The organism is Micromonospora sp. NPDC002575 (genome assembly GCF_042889525.1).
GTDB lineage: Bacteria > Actinomycetota > Actinomycetes > Mycobacteriales > Micromonosporaceae > Micromonospora > Micromonospora carbonacea.
On record NZ_JBIARA010000011.1, the window covers coordinates 81,203 to 106,757 of the forward strand.

Here is a 25,555-nt window from a genome sequence, read left to right on the forward strand (position 1 = left end):
GCCAACACGGGTCGACGGGTCAACACAAGGAGTGGGCGGTCCATGGCTGACGAGGCGAAGCTTCTCGACTACCTCAAGCGGGTCACCGCCGACCTGCACCAGGTGCGCCAGCGCCTGCGCGAGGTGGAGGCCGGCGAGCAGGAACCGATCGCCATCGTCTCCATGAGCTGCCGCTTCCCCGGCGGCGTGCGCTCGCCTGAGGACCTGTGGGACGTCGTCGCGTCCGGCCGGGACGTGGTCGGCGACTTCCCGGCCGACCGGGGCTGGGACCTGGGGGCGCTCTACGACGCCGACGGCGAGCAGTCCGGCACCTCGTACACCCGGCAGGGCGGCTTCGTCCACGACCTCGCGGACTTCGACCCGGGCTTCTTCGCGATCTCCCCCCGCGAGGCCCTGGCCATGGACCCGCAGCAGCGGTGGCTGCTGGAGACGTCGTGGGAGGTCTTCGAGCGGGCCGGCATCGACCCGCACTCGCTGCGCGGCAGCCGCACCGGCGTCTTCGCCGGCTCCACCGGCCAGGACTACGGCGGCGTGCTCATGGGCGCCGCGCAGGGCCTGGAGGGGCACCTGATGACCGGCAACGCCGGCAGCGTCGTCTCGGGCCGCATCTCCTACACGTTCGGCCTGGAGGGCCCGGCGGTCACCATCGACACCGCCTGCTCCTCCTCGCTGGTCGCCCTGCACCTCGCCGGGCAGGCGCTGCGGCAGCGGGAGTGCACCCTCGCCGTCGTCGCCGGGGTCACCGCCATGTGCACCCCGGCCGCGTTCGTCGAGTTCTCCCGGCAGCGCGGCCTGGCCGCCGACGGCCGGTGCAAGGCGTTCGCCGCCGCCGCCGACGGCACGGGGTGGTCCGAGGGCGTCGGCGTGCTGCTGCTGGAGCGGCTCTCCGACGCGCAGCGCAACGGCCACCCCGTCCTCGCCGTGGTGCGGGGCTCCGCCGTCAACCAGGACGGCGCGTCCAACGGGCTGAGCGCCCCCAACGGGCCGTCGCAGCAGCGGGTGATCCAGCAGGCCCTGGCCAACGCCGGCCTCGCCGCCGGCGGCGTCGACGTGGTGGAGGCGCACGGCACCGGCACCCGCCTCGGCGACCCCATCGAGGCGCAGGCGCTGCTCGCCACGTACGGGCAGGACCGGGGCGACGCCGCGCCGCTGCTGCTCGGCTCGATCAAGAGCAACATCGGGCACGCGCAGGCCGCCGCCGGCGTCGCCGGTGTGATCAAGATGGTCCTCGCCATGCAGCACGGCGTCGTGCCGCCCACCCTGCACGTCGACGCCCCCACCCCCCAGGTCGACTGGGACACCGGCGCCGTCGAGCTGGTCACCGAGGCCACCGAGTGGCCGTCCGTCGCGCGGCCCCGCCGGTCGGCGGTGTCGTCGTTCGGGGTGTCCGGCACCAACGCACACGTCATCGTCGAGCAGGCCCCGGCCCCCGAGCCGGCCCCGGCCGACACCGCGCCGCCGGCCGACCGGCCGGTCGTACCGGTGTTGGTGTCGGCCCGCGACGCCGCCGCGCTCGCCGCCCAGGCCGGCCGCTGGGCCGACCGGCTGGACGCCGACGGCGACCTGCGCCCCCTCGACGTCGCCTTCTCGTCGGTCGCCACCCGCTCCGCCCTGGACCACCGGGCGGTCGTCGCCGCCACCGGCCGCGACGACCTCGCCGCCGGGCTGCGGGCCCTCGCGGCCGGCGACCCGTCCGGCGCGGTGGTCGGCCAGGCCGCCGACCAGGGTCCGCTGGCGGTGCTGTTCTCCGGTCAGGGTGCGCAGCGCGCCGGGATGGGCCGGGAGTTGTACGCCGCGTTCCCGGTCTTCGCCTCGGCGTTGGACGAGGTGTGCGGCCACCTGGATCCGCTGCTGCCGCAGCCGCTCAAGCCGGTGCTGTTCGCGGACGCGGGCAGCCCCGACGCCGGCCTGCTGGACCAGACCGTGTTCACGCAGGCCGGGTTGTTCGCCGTCGAGGTGGCGTTGTTCCGCCTCGTCGAGTCGTTCGGGGTGACGCCGGACTTCGTCGGTGGTCATTCGGTCGGTGAGATCACCGCCGCGCACGTGGCGGGGGTGTTGTCCCTGTCGGATGCGTGTGCGTTGGTGGCGGCGCGGGGTCGCCTGATGCAGGCGTTGCCCGCCGGGGGCGGGATGCTCGCGGTCAACGCCGCCGAGGCAGCGGTGGCGGATTCCATCGCCGGTCGCGCCGACGTCGGGATCGCCGCCGTCAACGGGCCGTCGTCGGTGGTCGTCTCCGGCGCCGTCGACGCCCTGGACGAGGTCGAGCGGGCGTGGCGGGAGCGGGGCGTACGCACCCGCCGGCTCACGGTCAGCCACGCGTTCCACAGCCCGCTGATGGAGCCGATGCTCGCCGAGTTCCGGTCGGTGCTGGAGACGCTGGCCTTCGCCGCGCCCGCGCTGCCCGTGGTGTCCAACGTGACCGGGGCGCTCGCCGACGCCGACGAGATCCGCAACCCGGACTACTGGGTGCGGCACGTGCGGGAGGCCGTCCGCTACGCCGACGGCATCGCCGCGCTGCGCGCCGCCGGGGCGGGCGCCTACCTGGAGATCGGGCCGTCGAGCGTCCTCACCGCGCTGACCGCCGAGATCCTGCCCGACGCCGGCGGCGTGCTCGCCGTCGCCGCCGGACGCAAGGACCGCCCCGAGGCGGACGCCCTGCTCGCCGCTCTCGCCGAGCTGCACGTGCACGGCGTCGGCGTGGACTGGCGGCCGTGGTTCGCCGGCACCGACGCCACCCGGGTCGACCTGCCCACGTACGCGTTCCAGCACCAGCGGTACTGGCCCGAGGCCGGCGCGGGGTGGACCGGCGACGTCACCGCCGTCGGCCTGCGCCCCGCCCAGCACCCCCTGCTCGGCGCGGCCGTCGGCGTCGCCCACGCCGAGGGCTTCCTGTTCACCGGCCGGCTCTCCCGGCGTACCCACCCGTGGATCAGCGACCACGTCGTCTTCGACACCGTGCTGCTGCCCGGCACCGGCTTCGTCGAGCTGGCGTTGCAGGCCGGCGCGCACGTCGGCGCGGACCACGTCCGCGAGCTGACCCTGGAAGCGCCGCTGATCCTGCCGGAGACCGGCGGCGTCGACATCCAACTCTGGATCGGCCCCGCCGACGACACCGGCTGCCGGTCCGTCTCCCTGCACTCCGCCGTCGACGGCGAACCGGCCGAGGGCGGCGAACGCGGCTGGACCCGCAACGCCAGCGGCGTGCTCGCCAGCGGCCCGGCCACCCCCAGCGGCCCGCCCGGCTGGGCCGACCTCACCGCCTGGCCGCCCCCCGGCGTCACCGAGGTAGCCACCGACGACCTGTACCTCAACCTCGCCGCCCAGGGCTACGACTACGGCCCGTCCTTCATCGCGCTGCGCTCCGCCTGGCGGCGCGGCGACGACCTCTTCGCCGAACTGGCCCTGCCGGAGACCCCAGCCGCCGAGGCCGGCGGGTACGGACTGCACCCGGCGCTGCTCGACGCCGCCCTGCACACCCTCGGCCTCACCACGCCGGCCGGCGAACCGTCCGGCGCGGACGTGCCGCCCGGCTACGGCCGGCTGCCGTTCTCCTGGAACGACGTCGCCCTGCACGCGGCCGGCGCGGCGGCGGCCCGGGTCCGCGTCTCGCACACCGGCACCGACAGCGTCTCCCTGCTGCTCGCCGACGTCGACGGCGCGCCGATCATCTCCGTCGGCTCCCTCGTGCTGCGGCCCGTCTCCGCCGACCAGCTCCGCGTCGCCTCCGGCGGCGGCACCGAGTCGCTGTACCGCATCGAGTGGGCCCCGCTCGCCCTGCCCGCCGGCCCGTCGGGCGCGGACTGGGCCGTCGTCGGCGACGCCGCCGGCCTCGCCGACGCGCTCGCCGCCACCGGGACGGCCGTCGCCGCGTACCCCGACCTGGCGGGCCTGGCCGCCGCGCTGGACGCCGGCACGGACGCGCCCGGCGTGCTGGTCGTGCCGTTCCTCGATCCGCCGGCCACCGACGACGTGCCCCGCGCCGTCGCCGAGGTCACCCACCGGGCGCTCGACGTGTTGCAGCGGTTCCTCGCCGACGACCGGTACGCCGCCTCCCGGCTCGTCGTGCTCACCCGGGGCGCCGTCGCCACGGCCGCCGACGCCGACCTCACCGACCTGGCCGGCGCGGCCGTCATCGGCCTCGTCCGCTCCGCGCAGTCGGAGAACCCCGACCGATTCCTGCTGGTCGACGTCGACGACCCGGCCGGCTGCGCCGCCGCCCTCGTCCCCGCCGTCGACACCGACGAGCCGCAGGTCGTGATCCGTGCCGGCGTCGCCGCCGGGGCCCGGCTCACCCGCGTGCCCGCTCCCGCCGAGCCGCCCGCCGCCCCGTTCGACGGCGACGGGACCGTCCTCGTCACCGGCGCCACCGGCACCCTCGGGCAGCTCATGGCCCGCCACCTCGTCACCGTCCACGGCGTCCGGCACCTGATCCTCACCAGCCGGCGCGGCCGGGCCGCCGCCGGCATCCCCGAACTCTGCGCCGAACTCGCCGAACTCGGCGCGACCGTCACCGCCGCCGCCTGCGACGTCGCCGACCGGGCCGCCGTCGCCGAGCTGCTCGCCGCCATCCCCGCCGCGCACCCGCTCACCGCAGTCGTCCACGCCGCCGGGGTACGCGACGACGGCGTCGTCTCCTCGCTCACCCCCGAGCGGATGGACGGCGTGCTGCGGCCCAAGGTCGACGCCGCCTGGCACCTGCACGAGCTGACCGCCGGCCTCGACCTGAAGGCGTTCGTCTCGTACTCGTCGCTCGCCGCCACCGCCGGCGGCCCCGGCCAGGGCAACTACGCCGCCGCCAACGCGTTCCTCGACGGCCTCGCCCAGCACCGCCGGGCGCGTGGCCTCGCCGCCCTCACCCTCGCCTGGGGCCTGTGGGCCGACCGCAGCGGCATGACCACCGAGCTGGACGACGTCCACCTCAACCGGATCTCCCGCTCCGGCGTCGCCGCCATGGAGGCCGAGGAGGGGCTGGCCCTCTTCGACGCCGCCTGCCGCCGCACCGACGCCGCGCTCGTGCCCGCCCGCCTCGACCTCGCCGCGATGAAGGCGCAGTTCGCCGGGGGCAGCATCCCGCCGCTGTACCGGGCCCTGATCCGCACCCCCGCCCGCGCCGCCGCCGCGACCACCGGCGCGTCCCTGGTCCAGCAGCTCGCCGCGCTCGGCGACGCCGACCGGGTCGCCGCCCTCGTCGAGATCGTCCGGGGGCAGGCCGCCGCCGTGCTCGGCTACCCCGACCCGGCCGCGATCGAGCCGCGCCGGGCGTTCAGCGAGTTCGGCTTCGACTCGCTCACCGCCGTCGAGATGCGCAACCGCCTCAACAACGCGTTCGGGATGAGGCTGCCCGCCACCCTCGTCTTCGACTACCCCACCCCGGCCGACCTCGCCGCCCACCTCGGCACGGAGATCGCCGGCACGCCGGTGCCCGTCCGGCCCGCCACCACCACCGTGGCGGTCGGCGACGACGAGCCCCTCGCCATCATCGGCATGGCCTGCCGCCTCCCCGGCGGCGTGTGGTCCCCCGACGACCTGTGGCGGCTCGTCGCCGACGGCGTCGACGCGGTCACCGACCTGCCCACCGACCGGGGCTGGGACCTCGACAGCCTCTACAACCCCGACCCCGACGCCAGCGGCACCTTCTACGCCCGCGGCGGCGGCTTCCTGCACGGCGTCGACCGGTTCGACCCCGGCTTCTTCGGCATCAGCCCCCGCGAGGCCCTGGCCATGGACCCGCAGCAGCGGCTGCTGCTGGAGACCACCTGGGAGTCCTTCGAGAGCGCCGGCATCGACCCGGCCACGCTGCGGGGCAGCAGCACCGGCGTGTTCGTCGGCACCAGCGGCCAGGACTACGGCAGCCTGCTCGCGTACTCGCCGGAGGCCGCCGAGGGCTACATGCTGACCGGGATGACCAGCAGCGTCATCTCCGGCCGGGTGGCGTACACGTTCGGCCTCGAAGGGCCGGCCGTCTCCCTCGACACGGCCTGCTCGTCGTCCCTGGTGGCCCTGCACTGGGCCGGGCAGGCGCTGCGGGCGGGCGAGTGCGACCTCGCCCTGGCCGGCGGCGTGATGGTGATGGCCACCCCGACCGCGTTCGTCGAGTTCTCCCGCCAGCGCGGCCTGGCCGCCGACGGTCGGTGCAAGTCGTTCGCGGCGTCGGCCGACGGGACGGGCTGGTCCGAGGGCGTCGGCATGCTCCTCGTGCAGCGCCTCTCCGACGCCCGCCGGCAGGGCCGGCACGTCCTCGCCGTGGTACGCGGCACCGCGATCAACTCCGACGGGGCGTCGAACGGCCTGACCGCGCCGAATGGTCCGTCGCAGCAGCGGGTGATCCGGCAGGCCCTGGCCAACGCGCGTCTGTCGACGGCGGACGTGGACGTGGTGGAGGCGCACGGCACGGGCACGACGTTGGGCGACCCGATCGAGGCGCAGGCGCTGCTGGCGACGTACGGGCAGGACCGTCCCGGCGACCGGCCGCTGTTGTTGGGGTCGATCAAGTCGAACATCGGTCATGCGCAGGCGGCGGCGGGTGTGGCGGGTGTGATCAAGGTGGTGCAGGCGATGCGGCATGGTGTGGTGCCGGCGAGCCTGCATGTGGATGAGCCGTCGCCGCACATTGACTGGTCGGCGGGTGCGGTGGATCTGGTGACGCAGGCGCGTCCGTGGCCGGTGGTGGACCGGCCGCGTCGGGCGGCGGTGTCGTCGTTCGGCATCTCCGGCACCAACGCCCACGTCATCGTCGAGCAGGGCGACGAGCCCGCCGACGCGCCGGCCGGGGCCCGTTCGCCGGGGCTCGTCGACGCCGACGTGACGGTGTGGCCGGTGTCGGCGCGGTCGAAGGCGGCGCTGGCCGGTCAGGCGGCCCGGTTGGCCGCGTACGTGCGGGAGCACGGCGACGTGGACCCGGCGGTGGTCGGTTGGTCCCTGGCGACGACCCGGTCGACGTTCGACCAGCGGGCCGCCGTGGTCGGGTCGGGCGTGGAGGAACTTCTCGCCGGCCTGGACGCCCTGGCTGGTGGCCAGCCGGCGGGCAACGTGGTCAGCGGCGTCGCCTCTGGGCACGGTGCTGGTCCGGTGTTCGTGTTCCCGGGTCAGGGTGCGCAGTCGGCGGGGATGGCCGCCGGCCTGGTCGGCCGTACGCCGGTGTTCGACGCGCGCCTGGCGGAGTGTCAGCGTGCCCTTGCCCCGTATCTCGACGTGGATCTCGTGTCGGTGCTGACCGGGGATGACGAGTCGTGGTTGGAGCGGGTGGAGGTGGTGCAGCCGGTCCTGTGGGCCGTGGGCATCGCCCTGGCCGCCGTGTGGGAGCAGGCGGGAGTGTCGCCGCAGGCAGTGATCGGCCACTCGCAGGGTGAGATCGGCGCCGCGTGTGTGGCGGGGATTCTGTCCCTGGAGGATGCGGCGAGGACGGTCGCCCTGCGGTCGCGGGCCCTGGCCGTGCTGCGGGGCAGCGGTGCGATGGCCTCGGTGGACCTGCCCGCCGAGGCGGTCGCCGGGCGGCTGTCCGGGTTCCCGGGTGTGGGTGTGGCGGCGGTGAACGGTCCGGCGACGGTGGTGGTGTCGGGTCCGCCGCAGCCCGTCGCGGACCTCGTGCAGGCGTGTCAGGACGAGGGAATCCGGGCGCGGTTGATCCCGGTGGACTACGCGTCGCACTCCCCGTCCGTGCAGGAGGTGGCCGAGCGGCTGCGCGCCGACCTGGCCGACGTCACCCCGCAGCCCGGCCACACCCGGCTCGTGTCGACGCTGACGGGTGACTGGGTCGAGCCGGGGAGCATGACGGCCGACTACTGGTACGACAACCTGCGGCAGACGGTGCAGTTCGACGCGGCCGTGCGGGTCGCCGTGGCGGCCGGGCACGCCATGTTCGTGGAGATCTCCCCGCACCCGGTGCTGACGATGCCGGTGACCGCGATCCTCGACGACGCCGGGGTCACCGGCCACACCCTCGGCAGCCTGCGCCGGGGAGACGACGACCCGACCCGGCTGCTGACCAACCTCGCCACCGCGCACGCCATCGGCCTGCCCGTCGACCTGACGAAGGTCCTCGCCGCCACCGGCACCGTCGCTCTGCCCACGTATGCGTTCGAGCACCAGCGGTTCTGGGTGGAGCCGCCCGCGCACCGGGCGCAGGACGTCGCCTCCGCCGGCCTCCAGGACGCCGGGCACCCGCTGCTCAGCGCCACCCTCACCTTCCCCGACAGCGAGCGGATGGTGTTCACCGGCCGGCTGTCGGTGCGTACCCACCCGTGGCTCGGCGAGCACCGGGTGATGGGCAACATCCTGCTGCCCGGCACCGCGTTCGTGGAGCTGGCGACGTACGCGGGCGAGCAGGCCGGCTGCCCGAGGGTCGACGAGCTGACGCTGCTCGCCCCGCTCGTCCTGCCCGAGCTGGGCTCCCTCCAGGTGCAGCTCACCGTGGCCGAACGCGACGACGACGGCCGCCGGGCCGTGCAGTTGCACTCCCGCCCCTACCGGGACGGCTCCGACGAGGTCCTCGCCGACGTGGCCTGGACCTGCCACGCCACCGGCCTGCTCGCCCCGGCCCCGACCGACCCGCCGGCCTTCGACCTCGGGGTGTGGCCGCCGCCCGGCGCGATCCCCGTCGAGAACGACGACTTCTACTCCGGCATCGAGGCGACCGTCTTCGGGTACGGGCCGGCGTTCCGCGGCCTGCGCGCCGCGTGGACCCGGGGCGACGAGGTGTTCGCAGAGGTGGAGCTGCCCGCCGACCACCACGTCGAGGCGGGCCGGTTCGGGGTGCACCCGGCGCTGTTGGACGGCGCGTTGCAGGCCATGTCGATCGGCGGGTTCCTCGGCCGGATGGGCGACGGCGGCGACGCCACCGTGCCCCGGCTGCCGTTCGCCTGGACCGGGGTGTCCCTGCTCGCCGCCGGGGCCACCGCCCTGCGGGTGCGGGTCAGCGCGGCCGGTGAGGTCGGCGTCGCCTTCCAGGTGGCCGACGCCACCGGCGCGCCGGTGCTGCACGCCGAGTCCCTGATCATGCGCCGGGTCTCCGGTGACTCCCTCGGCGCGGCCCGCTCCGGCCGGCACGAGTCGCTGTTCCAGGTGGACTGGCCGGCGCTGCCCGTGCCGACCGGCCCGGTGCCGGCGGCCACCCGCTGGGCGGTGCTCGGCGGCGACGACCTGACCCTCAGCGCCGCCTGCGAGTCGGCCGGCGCGCGGGTGCGCAGCGACGTCGACCTGGACTCGCTCGGCGACCTGCTCGCCGGGGGCGAGCCCGTGCCCGAGGCGGTGATCGTCGCGGTCGGCGGCGGCGGGGACGACGAGGGGCCGGCGCTCGCCGCGCAGGCGCGGGCCGCGACGCACCGTACCCTCGCGGCGGTGCGGACCTGGCTCGCCGACGACCGGTTCGCCGGGTCCCGGCTGGTGCTGGTCACCCGCGACGCGGTCGCGGCGGGCGAGCAGCCGGCGGTCAACCTGACCCAGGCCCCGGTGTGGGGCCTGCTGCGCACCGCGCAGCTCGAACACCCCGGCCGGCTGCAACTGGTCGACCTGGACGCCGACCCGGGCAGCGCCGCCGCGCTGGCTGCCGCGATCGGCTCCGGGGAGCCGCAGCTCGCGGTGCGGGCCGGTCAGGTGCGCACGCCGCGCCTCGGCCGAGTGCCGGCCGGGGTGGAGCCGCTGCCCGGCGGCGTCGACCCCGACGGCACCGTCCTGATCACCGGCGGCACCGGCGTGCTGGGCCGGATCCTGGCCCGGCACCTCGCCACCACCCACGGCGTGCGGCACCTGCTGCTGGCCGGGCGGCGCGGCGCGGCGGCCGACGGCATCGGCGACCTCGTCGCCGAGCTGGCCGAGACCGGCACACGGGTGACCGTCGCCGCCTGCGACGCCGCCGACCCGGACGCGCTCGCGGCGCTGCTGGCCGGGGTGCCCGCCGCGCACCCGCTCACCGCCGTCGTGCACGCCGCCGGTGTCCTCGACGACGGGGTGCTGGAGTCGATGACCCCCGAACGGGTCGACGCGGTGGCCGTGCCGAAGATCGACGCGGCGTGGCACCTGCACCGGCTCACCGCCGGCCTGGACCTCGCCGCGTTCGTGCTGTTCTCCTCGGCGGCGGCCACGCTGGGCAGCGCCGGCCAGGCCAACTACGCGGCGGCCAACGCGTTCCTCGACGCGCTCGCCGCGCACCGGCGGGCCCGGGGGCTGCCCGGCATCTCCCTCGCCTGGGGCCTGTGGGAGCAGGCCAGCGGCATGACCGGCCACCTCGGCGACGCCGACGTGCGGCGTATCGCCGAGCAGGGCGCGGCGGGCCTGGCCACCGGGCAGGCCCTCGACCTCTTCGACGCGGCGTGGCGGCTCGACGCGGCGGCCGTCGTGCCGATGCGCCTCGACGTGCCGGCGCTGCGCGCCCAGGCCGAGGCGGGCGCCCTCGCGCCGCTGCTGCGGGCCCTGGTCCGGGCCCCGATGCGGCGCTCGGTCGACGCCGGCGCCCGCACCGGCGGGGTGCCGCTCACCCAGCGGCTCGCCGGCCTGGCCGGGCCCGAACGGCTCAGGGTCGTGCTCGACGTGGTCCGGGCCAACATCGCCGCCGTCCTCGGCCACGCCAGCGCCGACGCCGTCGACCCGGGCCGCCTCTTCACCGACCTGGGCTTCGACTCGCTCACCGCCGTCGACCTGCGTAACCGGCTCAACGCCCTGTCGGGGCTGCGGCTGCCGGCGACGCTGGTGTTCGACTACCCGACGCCGGCCGCGCTCGCCGAGCGGCTGGCCGGCGACATCGCCGCCGACGCGGCCCCGTCCACCCAGCCCATCTTCTCCGGCATCGACACCGTGGAGAGCCTGCTCACCACCATCCCGCTCGACCCGGCGGCCCGGGACCGGTTCACCGCCCGCGTGCGGGACCTGCTCGCCAAGGCGACCGACCTCGCCGCCGGCCCCGCCGCGGAGCAGGACCGGCCCGATCTCGACGCGGCCAGCGACGACGAGATCTTCGACTTCATCAGCAAAGAGTTTGGAATCTCCTGAGATGACCGACTTCCGGATCGAGGCAGGTGCGGCCCGATGAGCGACGACAAGCTGCGGTACTTCCTCAAGCGGGTGACCGCCGACCTGCACGACACGAAACGCAAGCTCCAGACCGTCGAGGCCCGCGACAGCGAGCCCCTCGCCATCGTCTCGATGAGCTGCCGCTTCCCCGGCGGCGTCCGGTCACCCGAGGACCTGTGGGAGATCGTCGCCGACGGCCGGGACGCCCTCACCGAGTTCCCGGCCGACCGGGGCTGGGACCTGGAGGCCCTCTACGACCCGGACCCGAACAAGCCGGGCAAGAGCTACACCCGCGTCGGCGGGTTCCTCGACGACGCCGGGGCGTTCGACCCGACCCTGTTCGGCATCTCCCCGCGCGAGGCCCTGGCGATGGACCCGCAGCAGCGGCTGCTGCTGGAGACGTCGTGGGAGGCCGTCGAGCGGGCCGGCATCGACCCGCTGTCGCTGCGGGGCAGCTCCACCGGCGTCTTCGTTGGCGTGAGCACCTCCAACTACGGCATGGGCCTGCCGAACGTCCCCGAGGGCGTCGACATGTACCTCGGCACCGGCAACACCACAAGCGTCGCGTCCGGCCGGATCTCGTTCACCCTCGGCCTCAACGGCCCGGCCGTCACCGTCGACACCGCCTGCTCCTCGTCGCTGGTCGCCCTGCACCTCGCCGTGAACGCGCTGCGGCGGGGCGAGTGCGACCTCGCCATCGCCGGCGGCGTCACCGTCATGGCCACCCCGGGCGTCTTCGTCGTCTTCTCCCGGCAGCGCGGCATGTCCGTCGACGGCCGCTGCAAGGCGTTCGCGGCGGGCGCGGACGGCACTGGCTGGGGCGAGGGCGGCGGCGTCCTCGTCGTCGAGCGGCTCGCCGACGCCGAGCGCAACGGCCACCCCGTCCTCGCCGTGATCCGGGGCAGCGCCCTCAACCAGGACGGCGCGTCCAACGGCCTCACCGCCCCCAACGGCCCCTCCCAGCAGCGGGTCATCCGGGCCGCCCTCGCCAACGCCCGGCTCGGCGCCGCCGACGTCGACGTGGTGGAGGCGCACGGCACCGGCACCACCCTCGGCGACCCGATCGAGGCGCAGGCGCTCATCGCCACGTACGGGCAGGACCGCCCCGCCGACCGGCCGCTCTGGCTGGGCTCGGTGAAGTCCAACATCGGCCACACCCAGAGCGCAGCCGGGGTCGCCGGCCTGGTCAAGATGGTGATGGCGCTGCGCAACGGGGTGCTGCCGGAGACCCTGCACGTCGACGAGCCGTCGAAGCACGTCGACTGGACTGCCGGGGCGGTGTCGCTGCTCACGGAGTCCCGGCCGTGGCCCGAGCTGGGCCGCCCCCGGCGCGGCGGCGTCTCCTCGTTCGGCGTCAGCGGCACCAACGCCCACGTGATCCTGGAGGAGTACCGGCCGCAGGCCGCCGCCCCGGACGACGCCGAGGCCGAGGCCACCGAGACGGTCGCCGTCTCGCCCGCCCTCGTCGACTCGGACGTGACGGTGTGGCCCGTGTCCGCCCGGTCGAAGGCCGCCCTCGCCGGCCAGGCCGCCCGGCTCGCCGCCCACGTGCGGGAGCACGGCGACGTCGCCCCGGCGGCGGTCGGCTGGTCCCTGGCCACCACCCGGTCCACGTTCGACCACCGCGCCGCCGTCGTCGGCGTGGACGCCGGTGAGCTGCTGGCCGGGCTCGACGCCCTCGCCGCCGGCCAGCCGGCCGGCAACCTGGTCACCGGCACGGTCGTCGGCTCCGGCCCCGGCCCCGTCTTCGTCTTCCCCGGCCAGGGCGCGCAGTCGGCGGGGATGGCCGCCGGCCTGGTCGGTCGTACGCCGGTGTTCGACGCGAAGCTCGCCGAGTGTCAGCGGGCCCTCGCCCCCTACCTGGACGTCGACCTGGTCTCCGTGCTGACCGGCGACGACGAGTCGTGGCTGGAGCGGGTGGAGGTCGTGCAGCCGGTCCTGTGGGCCGTGGGCGTCGCCCTGGCCGCCGTGTGGCGGGCGGCCGGCGTCATGCCCGACGCGGTCGTCGGCCACTCGCAGGGTGAGATCGGTGCCGCGTGTGTGGCGGGGATTCTGTCCCTGGACGATGCGGCGAAGACGGTGGCGTTGCGGTCGCGGGCGCTTGCGGTGTTGCGGGGGACCGGTGCGATGGCGTCGGTGGACCTGTCCGCCGAGGCGGTCACCGAGCGGCTGTCCGGGTTCCCGGGTGTGGGCGTCGCCGCCGTGAACGGCCCGTCGACGGTGGTCGTGTCCGGCCCGCCGCAGCCCGTCGCGGACCTGGTGGACGCCTGTCAGGCCGACGGGATCCGGGCGCGGTTGATCCCGGTGGACTACGCCTCGCACTCCCCGTCGGTGCAGGACGTTGCCGAGCGGTTGCGCGCCGACCTGGCCGACGTCGCTCCGCAGCCCGGTCACACCCGGCTCGTGTCGACGTTGACGGGTGACTGGGTTGAGCCGGGGAGCATGACGGCGGACTACTGGTACGACAACCTGCGGCAGACGGTGCAGTTCGACGCGGCCGTGCGGGTCGCCGTGGCGGCCGGGCACGCCACATTCATCGAGATCAGCCCGCACCCGGTGCTGACGATGCCGGTCACAGCGATCCTCGACGACGCCGGGGCAACCGGCCACACGATCGGCAGTCTGCGCCGGGGCGACGACGACCCGACCCGGCTGCTGACCAACCTGGCCACCGCGCACGCCATCGGCCTGCCCGTCGACCTGACGAAGGTCCTCGCCCAGGCCGACGTGGTGCCGCTGCCCACGTACGCGTTCGACCACCAGCGGTTCTGGCTCGACGGCAGCGGCGGCGTCGACCTGGAGGCGCTGCTCCAGGGCGCGGCCAACCCCGACGACGCCAGCTTCTGGGCCGCCGTGGAACGCGGCGACCTCACGGCTCTCGCCGAGGCCGTCGCCACCGACGACACCCCCGCCTACGAGGCCGTCGACGCGCTCGGCCCCGCCCTGCCGCTGCTCACCTCCTGGCGGCGCAAGCGCCGCCGGCAGTCCGACATCGACAGCTGGCGCTACCAGGACACCTGGAAGCCGCTCACCGGCATCGCCAACCGGGGCATGACCGGCACCTGGGTCGTGGTCCTGCCCACCGGCGACATCGTCGAGCCCTGGCAGGACGCCTGCGTCGAGGCCATCACGGCGGCCGGCGCGAGCGTCGTCGCCGTGCCCGTCTCCACCACCGACGCCGACCGCGACCTGCTCGGCAAGCTGCTGCGCGAGGCCCTCGTCGCCACCGGCGGCGGCACCGACGGGCCCGCCGAGGTGACCGGCGTGGTGTCGCTGCTCGCCTTCGACGAGCTGGTCCACCCGCTGCACCCGTCCGTGCCCGGCGGCTTCGCCGCCACCGTCGCGCTGTTCCAGGCCCTCGGCGACGTGGGCCTGCGCGCCCCCATGTGGGCCGTCACCTCCGGCGCCGCCTCCGTCGGCCGCGCCGACCTGCTGCGCTCCCCGGTGCAGGCCCTCGTCTGGGGCTTCGGCCGGGTCGCCGCCCTGGAGCACCCGCAGCGCTGGGGCGGCCTCGTCGACCTGCCCGAGGCCGTCGACGAGCGCTGCGCCGGCCTGCTGGTCGCGGCCCTCACCGCCGCCGGGGACGAGGACCAGATCGCGGTACGCCCCGGCGGCCTCCTCGCCCGCCGGCTCACCCGCGTGCCGCTGGGCGACAGCCAGCCCGCCAACCCGTGGGAGCCCTACGGGACGGCGCTCGTCACCGGCGGCACCGGCGCCCTCGGCGGGCACGCCGCCCGCTGGCTGGCCCGCAGCGGCGTGCAGAACATCGTCGTCGCCAGCCGCCGGGGCATGAACGCGCCCGGCGCGCAGCAACTCGTCGACGACCTCACCGCGCTGGGCGCGCAGGCCAGCGTGGTCGAGTGCGACGCCGCCGACCGCGACGCCCTCGCCGCGCTGATCGAGTCGATCCCCGCCGAGCACCCCCTCACCACGGTCGTGCACGCCTCCGCCGTCCTCGACGACGCCATGATCAACGACATCCGGCTGGACCAGATCGAACGGGTGCTCCGGGCCAAGGTCGACGTCGCGTACCACCTGCACGAGCTGACCCTCGACCTGGACCTGTCCGCGTTCGTCATGTTCTCCTCCTTCGCCGGCAGCGTCGCCAGCTCCGGCGTCGGCAACTACGCGCCCAGCAACGCGTTCCTCGACGCCCTCGCCCAGCACCGGCGGGGCCTCGGCCTGCCCGCCACCTCCATCGCCTGGGGCGCGTGGGCCGGCGGCGGCATGGCCGACGGGCCGCTCGGCGAGCTGCTGCACCGCCACGGCGTACCCGAAATGGCCCCCGACGCGGCCATCGCCGCCCTGCACCAGGCCGTCGACCACGGCGAGGCGTTCCTCACCATCGCCGACATCGCCTGGGAGCGGTTCTCCGTCGCCTTCACCGCCACCCGACCCGGCCCGCTGATCAGCGACCTGCCCGACGTGCGGCGGCTCCAGGCGACCGAGCGGATCGCCACCGTGGAGACCGGCGACGGCCCCGACACGCTCCAGGAGCGGCTCGCCGGGCTGCCCGCCGCCGACCGGCTCGCCGTGCTCCTCGGCCTCGTCCGGGGCCAGGTCGCCGCCGTGCTCAACTACCCGTCCGCCGAGTCGGTCGACGAGCACCGGGCGTTCCGCGAGCTGGGCTTCGACTCCGTCACCGCCGTCGAGCTGCGCAACCGGCTCGGCTCCGCCACCGGCGTCGCCCTGCCCGTAACCCTCGTCTTCGACTACCCGACGCCGACGACGCTGGCGGAGTACCTCTTCGCCGAGGTCGCCCACGACGACGTGGTCACCCCGACAGTCCTCCTCGACGACCTCGACCGGATCGCCGACAGCCTCGACGTCGTGGCACGCGACGAGGCGGCCCGGGTGCGGGCCACCGTACGTCTCCAGGCGATGCTCTCCCGTCTCGGCCAGGCCAGCGGGGGCGGCGACATCGGCCGGCACCTCGACGACGCCACCGACGACGAACTGTTCGCGATGGTGGACAAGGACCTCGGCATCTCCTGACCCGCCCCGGCTCACCCCCGTCCCTTGCGAGGAAGCGGCATCCCGATGGCCAATGAAGACAAGCTCCGCGACTACCTCAAGCGGGTCATGGCTGATCTCCACGACACCCGCCGTCGGCTCAGTGAGGCGCAGTCCCAGGAACTGGAGCCGGTCGCGATCGTGGCGATGAGCTGCCGCCTGCCCGGCGGGGTGCGCAACCCCGACGACCTGTGGGAGCTGCTGAGCCAGGGCCGGGACGCCGTCGCCCCGTTCCCCGCCGACCGGGGCTGGGACGTCGAGCGGCTCTACCACCCCGACCCCGACCACCCGGGCACCTCGTACGCCCGCGACGGCGGGTTCCTCGATGGGGCCGGCGACTTCGACGCCGCGTTCTTCGGCATCTCGCCCCGCGAGGCGCTGACCATGGACCCGCAGCAGCGGCTGCTGCTGGAGACCGCCTGGGAGGCCGTCGAGTCCGCCGCCATCGACCCCGCCTCGCTGCGCGGCAGCCGCACCGGCGTGTTCGTCGGCACCAACGGGCAGGACTACGGGACCCTGCTGATGATGTCGCCCGACGGCGACGAGGGCCACTCGATGACCGGCGGCGCGGCGGCCGTCGCGTCCGGCCGCGTGTCGTACACCCTCGGCCTCGAAGGGCCGGCCGTCTCCATCGACACGGCCTGCTCGTCGTCGCTGGTCGCGCTGCACCTCGCCGTGCAGGCCCTGCGGGCGGGGGAGTGCGACCTCGCCCTGGCCGGCGGCGTCACCGTCATGGCCACCCCCGGCCTCTACATCGGGTCCAGCCGGCAACGCGCCCTCGCCCCCGACGGGCGGTGCAAGTCGTTCGCCGCCGCCGCCGACGGGGCCGGCTTCTCCGAGGGCGTCGGCTGGCTGCTGGTGGAGCGGCTGTCGGACGCCCGCCGCCACGGCCACCAGGTCCTCGCCGTCGTACGCGGCTCCGCCGTCAACCAGGACGGCGCGTCCAACGGGCTGACCGCCCCGAACGGGCCGGCCCAGCAGCGGGTGATCAGCCAGGCCCTCGCCTCGGCCCGCCTGTCCACGGCCGACGTGGACGTGGTGGAGGCGCACGGCACCGGCACCACGCTCGGTGACCCGATCGAGGCGCAGGCGCTCCTGGCCACCTACGGGCAGGACCGGGGCGACGCCGCGCCGCTGCTGCTCGGCTCGGTCAAGTCCAACATCGGGCACGCCCAGGCGGCGGCCGGCGTGGCCGGCGTGATCAAGATGGTCCTCGCCATGCGGCACGGCGTCGTCCCGGCGACGCTGCACGTGGATGCCCCGTCGCCGCACATCGACTGGTCGGCGGGTGCGGTGGAGTTGGCCACCGAGGCGACGCCGTGGCCGGGGACGGGTCGTGTCCGGCGGTCGGCGGTGTCGTCGTTCGGCATCTCCGGCACCAACGCCCACGTCATCCTCGAACAGCCCGACGAGCCCGCCGACGCGCCGACCGGGACCCGCTCGCCGGGTCTGGTCGACGCCGACGTGACGGTGTGGCCGGTGTCGGCCCGGTCGAAGGCGGCCCTGGCCGGTCAGGCTGCCCGGCTGGCCGCTCACGTGCGGGAGCACGGTGACGTGGACCCGGCGGCGGTCGGTTGGTCCCTGGCGACGACCCGGGCCACGTTCGAGCAGCGGGCCGTGGTGGTCGGGTCGGGTGTGGCCGAGCTGCTGTCGGGGCTGGACGCCCTCGCGTCCGGTCTGCCGGCGGGCAACGTGGTGTCGGGTGTGGCCGCGTCGTCGGGTGCGGGTCCGGTGTTCGTGTTCCCGGGTCAGGGTGCGCAGTCGGCGGGGATGGCCGCCGGTCTGGTGGGCCGTGCGCCGGTGTTCGACGCGCGCCTGGCGGAGTGTCAGCGGGCCCTGGCCCCCTATCTCGACGTGGATCTCGTGTCCGTGTTGACCGGGGACGACGAGTCGTGGCTGGAGCGGGTGGAGGTCGTGCAGCCTGTGCTGTGGGCCGTGGGCATCGCTTTGGCTGCGGTGTGGGAGCACGCGGGTGTGGTGCCGGCGGCGGTGATCGGCCACTCGCAGGGCGAGATCGGTGCCGCGTGTGTCGCGGGCATTCTGTCCCTGGAGGACGCGGCGAAGACGGTCGCCCTGCGGTCGCGGGCGCTTGCGGTGTTGCGGGGGACCGGTGCGATGGCGTCGGTGGACCTGTCCGCCGAGGCGGTCAACGAGCGGCTGTCCGGGTTCCCGGGCGTCGGCGTCGCGGCCGTGAACGGTCCGGCGACGGTGGTGGTGTCGGGTCCGCCGCAGCCTGTCGCGGACCTGGTGCAGGCGTGTCAGGACGAGGGCATCCGGGCGCGGTTGATCCCGGTGGACTACGCCTCGCACTCCCCGTCCGTGCAGGACGTCGCCGAACGCCTCCGCGCGGACCTGGCCGACGTCACCCCTCTGCCCGGCCGGGTCCGGCTCGTCTCGACGCTGACGGGGAACTGGGCCGACCCGGCGTCGATGACGGCGGACTACTGGTATGACAACCTGCGGCAGACCGTGCAGTTCGACGCCGCCGTGCGCGTCGCTGTCGCGGCCGGACACACCACGTTCGTCGAGATCAGCCCGCACCCGGTGCTCACCATGCCGGTGACCGCGATCCTCGACGACGCCGGGGTCACCGGGCACACGATCGGCAGCCTGCGCCGGGGCGAGGACGACCCGACCCGGCTGCTGACCAACCTCGCCACCGCGCACGCCATCGGCCTGCCCGTCGACCTCACGAAGGTCCTCGCCCAGGCCGGCACCGTGCCGCTGCCCACCTACGCGTTCGACCACCACCGGTACTGGCCCGCCCCGCCGCTGTTCCTCACTCAGGGCGGCGACGCGCCCGACATCGACCGGTGGCGGTACCGGATCACCTGGCATGCCCTGCCCGACCTGCCGCTGACCTGGCTCGCCGGCACCTGGCTGGTCCCGGTGCCCGCCGGCACGGCCGACGATCCGCTGGTCGCCGGGGTGCTCGGCGCGCTCGGCAACTTCGGCGCGGACGTCGTACCCGTCGAGGTGGACGCCACCGGCGACGCCGCGACCCTCGCCGACGGGCTGCGCGCCGCGCTGCCGGCGGACGGGCCGGCGGCCGTGCTGTCCCTGCTCGGCCTCGACGGGCGGGCGCACCCCGACCACCCCGCCACCACCCTCGGCGTCACCGGGACGGTCGCGCTGGTGCAGGCGCTCGGGACGCTCGGCGTCGAGGCTCCGCTGTGGTGCGCGACCCGGGGGGCCGTCGCCGCCGCCGACGACGACCAGCCGCCGCACCCCACGGCCGCCGCCGTCTGGGGCCTCGGCCGCGCCGTCGCCCTGGAACACCCCGGCCGCTGGGGCGGCCTGGTCGACCTGCCCGACAGCCTCGACGCCCACGCCGGCGCCCTGCTCTGCGCGGCGCTCGGCGACACCGGCGGCGAGGACCAGCTCGCCGTCCGCGACTCCGGGGTGTACGCCCGCCGGCTCACCCGGATCACCGACCCCGAGCCGACCACCCCCGACGCCCCGACCTCGCCGGACAGCGACGAATCGGTCGACGGCTGGCGGATGCGCGGCACCGTGCTGATCACCGGCGGCACCGGCGGCCTCGGCGGTCACCTCGCCCGCTGGGCCGCCCGCCACGGCGCGGCGCACCTGCTGCTGGCCAGCCGGCGCGGCCCCGACGCCCCGGGCGCGGCCGAGCTGGAGGCCGAGCTGACCGACCTCGGCGTACGGGTCACCGTCGCCGCCTGCGACGTCACCGACCGCGCCCAGCTCGCCACCCTGCTCGCCGCCGCACCGGCCGACGCGCCGGTGAGCGCCGTGCTGCACACCGCCGCCGTCCTCGACGACGGCATCGTCGACACGGCCACCCCGCTGCGCCTGCACACCGTCGCCGCGCCCAAGTGCGTCGCCGCCGACCACCTCGACGAGCTGACCCGCGACCTGGACCTCGACGCGTTCGTGCTGTTCTCCTCCGTCGCCGGCACCACCGGCAACGCCGGCCAGGGCGCGTACGGGGCGGCGAACGCCTACCTCGACGCCCTCGCCGAGCGGCGACGCGCGCAGGGCCGGCCCGCCCTGTCCGTGGCGTGGGGGGCGTGGAGCGGGGCCGGCCTGCCCGCCGACAACGAGCGCGCCCAGCAGCGGCTGCGCCGGGGCGGCATGGTCGGCATGGACCCCGACCTGGCCGTCGAGGCCCTCGCCCGCGCGCTGCGCCGGGGCGAGACGACGACGCTGATCGCCGACATCGACTGGGCCCGGTTCGCCCCCGCGTTCACCCTGGTCCGGCCCAGCCCGCTGATCGGCGACCTGCCCGAGGTGATCGAGGCGGCCCGGCCCGCCGCCGCGCCGGACGCCGACGAGGAGGCGGACACGCCGTCGGGGGCGCTCGCCCGCCGGCTCGCCGGGCTGTCCCGGGCCGACCGCGCCGAGGCGCTGCTGGAGCTGGTCCGCCAGTGCGCGGCGACCGCGCTGGGCTACGGCTCGGCCGACGACGTGCCGGCCACCCGGCCGTTCCGGGACCTGGGGCTGGACTCGCTGACCGCCGTGGACATGCGCAACTTCCTGGCCACCGCCACCGACCTGCGGCTGCCCGCCACGCTCGCGTTCGACTACCCGAACCCGACGGCGCTCGCCGCGCACCTGGCGGAGCTGCTCACCGGCGCCGACCCCGACCCGGCCACGCCCGCGCCGGCCGCCGCGCCCGTGGACGACGAGCCCATCGCGATCGTCGCCATGAGCTGCCGGCTGCCCGGCGGCGCGGACAACCCGGAGCGGCTGTGGCAGCTCCTCGCCGCCGGCGGCGACGCGATCGGCGAGTTCCCCACCGACCGGGGCTGGGACCTCGACCGGCTGTTCGACTCCGACCCGGAGAACGAGGGCACCAGCTACGCCCGGGAGGGCGGCTTCGTCGACGGCGTCGCCGACTTCGACCCCGGGTTCTTCGGCATCAGCCCCCGCGAGGCCCTGGCCATGGACCCGCAGCAGCGGCTGCTGCTGGAGGCGTCCTGGGAGGCCATCGAGCGGGCCGGCATCGACCCGCAGGCCCTGCGGGGCACCCCCACCGGCGTGTTCGTCGGCACCAACTACCAGGACTACCGCAACCTCATGTTCAGCGCCGAGGGCGCCGAGGGGCACCTGATGACCGGCAACGCCGGCAGCGTGCTCTCCGGCCGGGTGTCGTACACCCTCGGGTTGGAGGGGCCCGCCGTGTCGGTCGACACGGCCTGCTCGTCGTCGCTGGTCGCCCTGCACTGGGCCTGCCAGGCGCTGCGCCAGGCGGAGTGCTCGATGGCCCTCGTCGGCGGCGTCACCGTCATGTCCACCCCCGGCGTGTTCGTCGGCTTCAGCCGGCAGCGGGGGCTGGCCCCGGACAGCCGGGTCAAGGCGTTCGCGTCGGCCGCCGACGGCACGAGCTGGGGCGAGGGGCTGGGCGTGCTGCTGGTGGAGCGGCTGTCCGACGCCCGCCGCAACGGCCACCCCGTGCTCGCGGTGATCCGGGGCTCCGCCGTCAACCAGGACGGCGCGTCCAACGGGCTGACCGCCCCGAACGGGCCGTCGCAGCAGCGGGTCATCCGGCAGGCCCTGGCCAACGCCGGGCTCACCGCCGCCGACGTGGACGCCGTCGAGGCGCACGGCACCGGCACGAAGCTGGGCGACCCGATCGAGGCGCAGGCGCTGCTCGCCACGTACGGGCGGGAGCGGCCCGCCGACCAGCCGCTGTGGCTCGGCTCGATCAAGTCGAACATCGGCCACACCCAGGCCGCCGCCGGGGTGGCTGGCATCATCAAGATGGTCCTCGCCCTGCGCTACGGGTTCCTGCCGGCGACCCTGCACGTCGACGAGCCCACCGACCAGGTGGACTGGACCGTTGGCGCGGTCGAGCTGCTCACCGAGGGCCGGCCCTGGCCGGTCACCGGCCACCCGCGCCGGGCCGCCGTCTCCTCCTTCGGCATCAGCGGCACCAACGCGCACACCATCCTGGAGCAGGCCCCCGACGAGCCCGCCCCGGTCGCGCCGGCCGGCGACCCGGGCCGGCTGCCGGTGGTGCCGGTGCTGCTGTCGGCGCGTACCCCGGCGGCCCTCGCCGCCCAGGCCGGGCCGTGGGCCGACCAGCTCACCGGGCCGGAGGCCCCGCCGATGGTCGACGTCGGCTGGTCGTCGGCGGTGTCCCGGGCCGACCTGGACCACCGGGCCGTCGTCCTGGCCGCCGACCGGATCGCCCTGCGCACCGGGCTGCGCGCCCTCGCCACCGGCGACGACTCGCCGTTGCTGGTCACCGGGTCCGTCGCGCCCCGGCCGAAGGTGGCGTACCTGTTCTCCGGGCAGGGCGCGCAGCGGGCCGGGATGGGCCGCGAGCTGGCCGCGGCGTTCCCCGTCTTCGCCGCCGCCCTCGACGAGGTCTGCGCCGCCTGCGACCCGCACCTGCCCGGGCCGCTGCGGCCGGTGCTGTTCGCCGAGCCCGGCACCGCCGACGCGGCGCTGCTCGACCGCACCGAGTACACCCAGCCGGCGCTGTTCGCCGTCGAGGTGGCGCTGTTCCGGCTCCTCGACGCGTGGGGCGTGCGGCCCGACGTGGTTGCCGGGCACTCCATCGGCGAGTTCGCCGCCGCCCACGCCGCCGGGGTGCTCTCCCTGGCCGACGCCGCCGCGCTGGTCGCCGCCCGGGGCCGGCTCATGCAGGCCCTGCCCGACGGCGGGGCGATGCTCGCCGTCGCCGCGGCCGAGGCCGACGTGCTCGCCTCGCTCGGCGACCGCGCCGACCGGGTCTCCGTCGCCGCCGTCAACGGCCCCGCCGCCGTGGTGCTCTCCGGGGCCGGCGACGCCGTCGAGGAGCTGGCCGCCGAGTGGGCCGCCCGGGGCGTACGGGTGCGGCGGCTCACCGTCAGCCACGCCTTCCACAGCCCGCTGATGGACCCGGTGCTCGCCGACCTCGCCGCCGTCGCCGGTCGACTGGACTGGCAGGCCCCGACCGTGCCGATGGTCTCCACGGTCACCGGCGCGCCCGTCGGCGTCGACGAGCTGGGCGACCCGGCGTACTGGGCGCGGCACGCCCGCGACGCCGTGCGCTTCGCCGACGCCGTCGCGGCCCTGCGCGGGCAGGGCGTCACCGCGTACGTCGAGATCGGCCCCGACGGGGTGCTCACCGCGCTCGCCCAGGCCGTCCTCGCCGAGGGCGCCCCGGCCGGCGGGCGGGCCCCGCTGGTCGCGCCGACCCTGCGCCGGGACCGCCCCGAGCCGGCGGCCCTGCTGCGGGCAGTCGCCGCCCTGCACACCCACGGCGTCAGCCCCGACTGGCCCGCCCTGTACGCCGAAACGGGCGCGCAGCGCGTCGACCTGCCCACGTACGTGTTCGACCGGCAGCGGTACTGGCCGGAGCCGCCGCCGTGGGCCGCCGCCGCCCCGGCCTCCGGGGACGGCGCGGCCGACGACACCGAGGTCGAGCGCCGGTTCTGGGCGGCCGTCGACGCCGAGGACCTCGACTCCCTGGCCCGCGAGCTGGACGTCGACCGCGACCAGCCGTTCGGGGCGGTGCTGCCGGCCCTGTCGGCGTGGCGGCGGCGCGGCCGGGAACGGTCCCTGGTGGACGCCTCCCGCTACCGGGCGGTCTGGGAGCCCCTCGCCGCCGCCCCGGAGCCGCAGGAGCCCGGCCACTGGCTGGTGCTGCTGCCCGCCGACCGGGTCGACGACCCCGTCCTGGACTCCTGCACGTGGACCCTCGGCACCGACGTGACCACCGTCGGCGTCGACCTCGCCGCCGACCCCGACGAGCTGGGCGCGCAGCTCGCCGACGTGCTCGGCGAGGCCCTCGACGCCGCCGACGGGACCCTGTCGGTGCTGTCCTTCCTCGGCCTGGACGACGCCCCGCACGCCGAGCACCCGGCGCTGCCGCGCGGCCTCGCCGCGACCGTCCAGCTGCTCCAGGAACTCGCCGACCGCGACGCGGCGGCCCGCCTGTGGTGCGTCACCCAGGGCGCGGTCGGCACCGGCGACGGCGACGCGCCGGCCAACCCCCGGCAGGCGACGCTGTGGGGGCTGGGCCGGGTGGCGGCGCTGGAGCAGCCGGCCCGCTGGGGCGGGCTGGTCGACCTGCCCGCCACGATCGACAGTTGGGCGGCCATGCGGCTCGGCAACGTGCTCACCGGCGGCGTCGCCGAGGACCAGCTCGCCGTCCGCGAGTCCGACGTGCTGGTACGCCGCCTCGCGCCGGCCGGCGTCGCCGGGGAACCGGAGCCGTGGCAGCCGCGGGGCACCGTGCTGATCACCGGCGGCACCGGCGCGCTCGGCGGGCACGTGGCCCGCTGGGTGGCCGCCGCCGGCGCGCAGCGGGTGGTGCTGACCAGCCGGCGCGGCACCGACACCCCCGGCGCGGCCGGGCTGCTCGCCGAGCTGACCGCCCTCGGCGTCGACTGCCGGGTCGCCCGGTGCGACGCCGCCGACCGGGCCGGCATGACCGACCTGATCGCCGACCTGCGCCGCGACGGGCCGCCGCTGCGCGCCGTGGTGCACGCCGCCGGGGTCAGCGAGGTGGTGCCGCTGACCGACACGACGCTGGAGGACCTCGCGTACGTCATCGCCCCGAAGCTCGTCGGCGCGGAACTGCTCGACGAGCTGCTCGACGGCGTCGAACTGGACGCGTTCGTGCTGTTCTCGTCCATCGCGGCGGTGTGGGGCAGCGGCGGGCAGGGCGCGTACGCCGCCGGCAACGCGCACCTCGACGCGCTCGCCGAGGCGCGCCGGGGCCGGGGCCTGCCCGCCACGTCCGTGGCGTGGGGGCCGTGGACCGAGTCGGGCATGTTCTCCGACGGCGCGCCGGAGCAGCTGCGCCGCCGGGGCCTGCGGGTCATGCCGCCGGGCGTGGCGATGGCCGGGCTGCGGCACGCCCTCGCGGCCGGGGACACCTGCGTCACCGTCGCCGACGTCGACTGGGCCACCTTCCACCCGCTGTTCACCGCGCTGCGGCCCAGCCCGCTGCTGGCCGGCCTGCCGGCCGTGCACGCGCTGACCGCCGCCCCGGCCGCCGCGCCGGACCCGGCCGCGCCCGCCGGCCGGGACCTGCTCGCCGGGCTGCGGTCGCTGCCCGGCCAGGAACGGCGGGCCGCGCTGCTGGAGATGGTGCGGGTCGACGCGGCGAAGGTCCTCGGCCACTCCTCCGCCGACGCGATCGAGACCGACCGGGGCTTCCTCGACCTCGGCTTCGACTCGCTGACCGCCGTGGAGCTACGCAACCTGCTCACCGCCGCGACCGGCCACGACCTGCCCACCACCGTCGTGTTCGACTACCCGACGCCGGCCGGCCTCGCCGACCACCTGCACGAGGAGCTGTTCGGCGGCGAGGCCGGCCCGGACGCCGGACCCGGCGGTTCCGCCGCGGCCGGCTCCGGCGGCGACGAGGAGCAGGTGCGGCGGGTCCTCGCCGCGATCCCGCTGGACCAGCTGCGCCAGGCCGGCCTGCTCGACCAGCTCCTCCAGCTCGCGCACACCGTCACCGGCCCGGCCACGCCGGCCGCCCCGGCCGCCCCCGAGGCGGAGATCCGCGAGCTCGACGTCGCCGGCCTGGTCCGGATGGCCCTGGAAGGCACCGACTCGTGACCCGGCCCGC

General features: G+C 76.2%; 3 protein-coding genes. All 3 read left to right on the top strand.

The genetic code is table 11. From position 1 onward, the window contains the following. The first annotated feature begins 42 nt into the window (after window positions 1–42). The 3 genes from ACFYWL_RS17985 (at window position 43) to ACFYWL_RS17995 (ending at window position 25,545) form a co-directional block, all read left to right on the top strand. On the top strand, window positions 43–10,983 hold the full coding sequence (locus ACFYWL_RS17985) for a type I polyketide synthase (protein ID WP_386973855.1): 10,941 nt from the start codon (window positions 43–45) through the stop codon (window positions 10,981–10,983). Window positions 10,984–11,055: 72 nt separating this feature from the next. Then, entirely contained in the window at window positions 11,056–15,999 is a 4,944-nt protein-coding gene (locus tag ACFYWL_RS17990) for a type I polyketide synthase (RefSeq protein WP_386974181.1), read from the top strand. Between the two features lie 45 nt (window positions 16,000–16,044). Next, window positions 16,045–25,545 carry a type I polyketide synthase gene (locus ACFYWL_RS17995; protein ID WP_386973858.1) on the top strand — a complete coding sequence of 3,167 codons (9,501 nt, stop codon included), beginning with the start codon at window positions 16,045–16,047 and terminating at the stop codon, window positions 25,543–25,545. Window positions 25,546–25,555 lie beyond the last annotated feature (10 nt).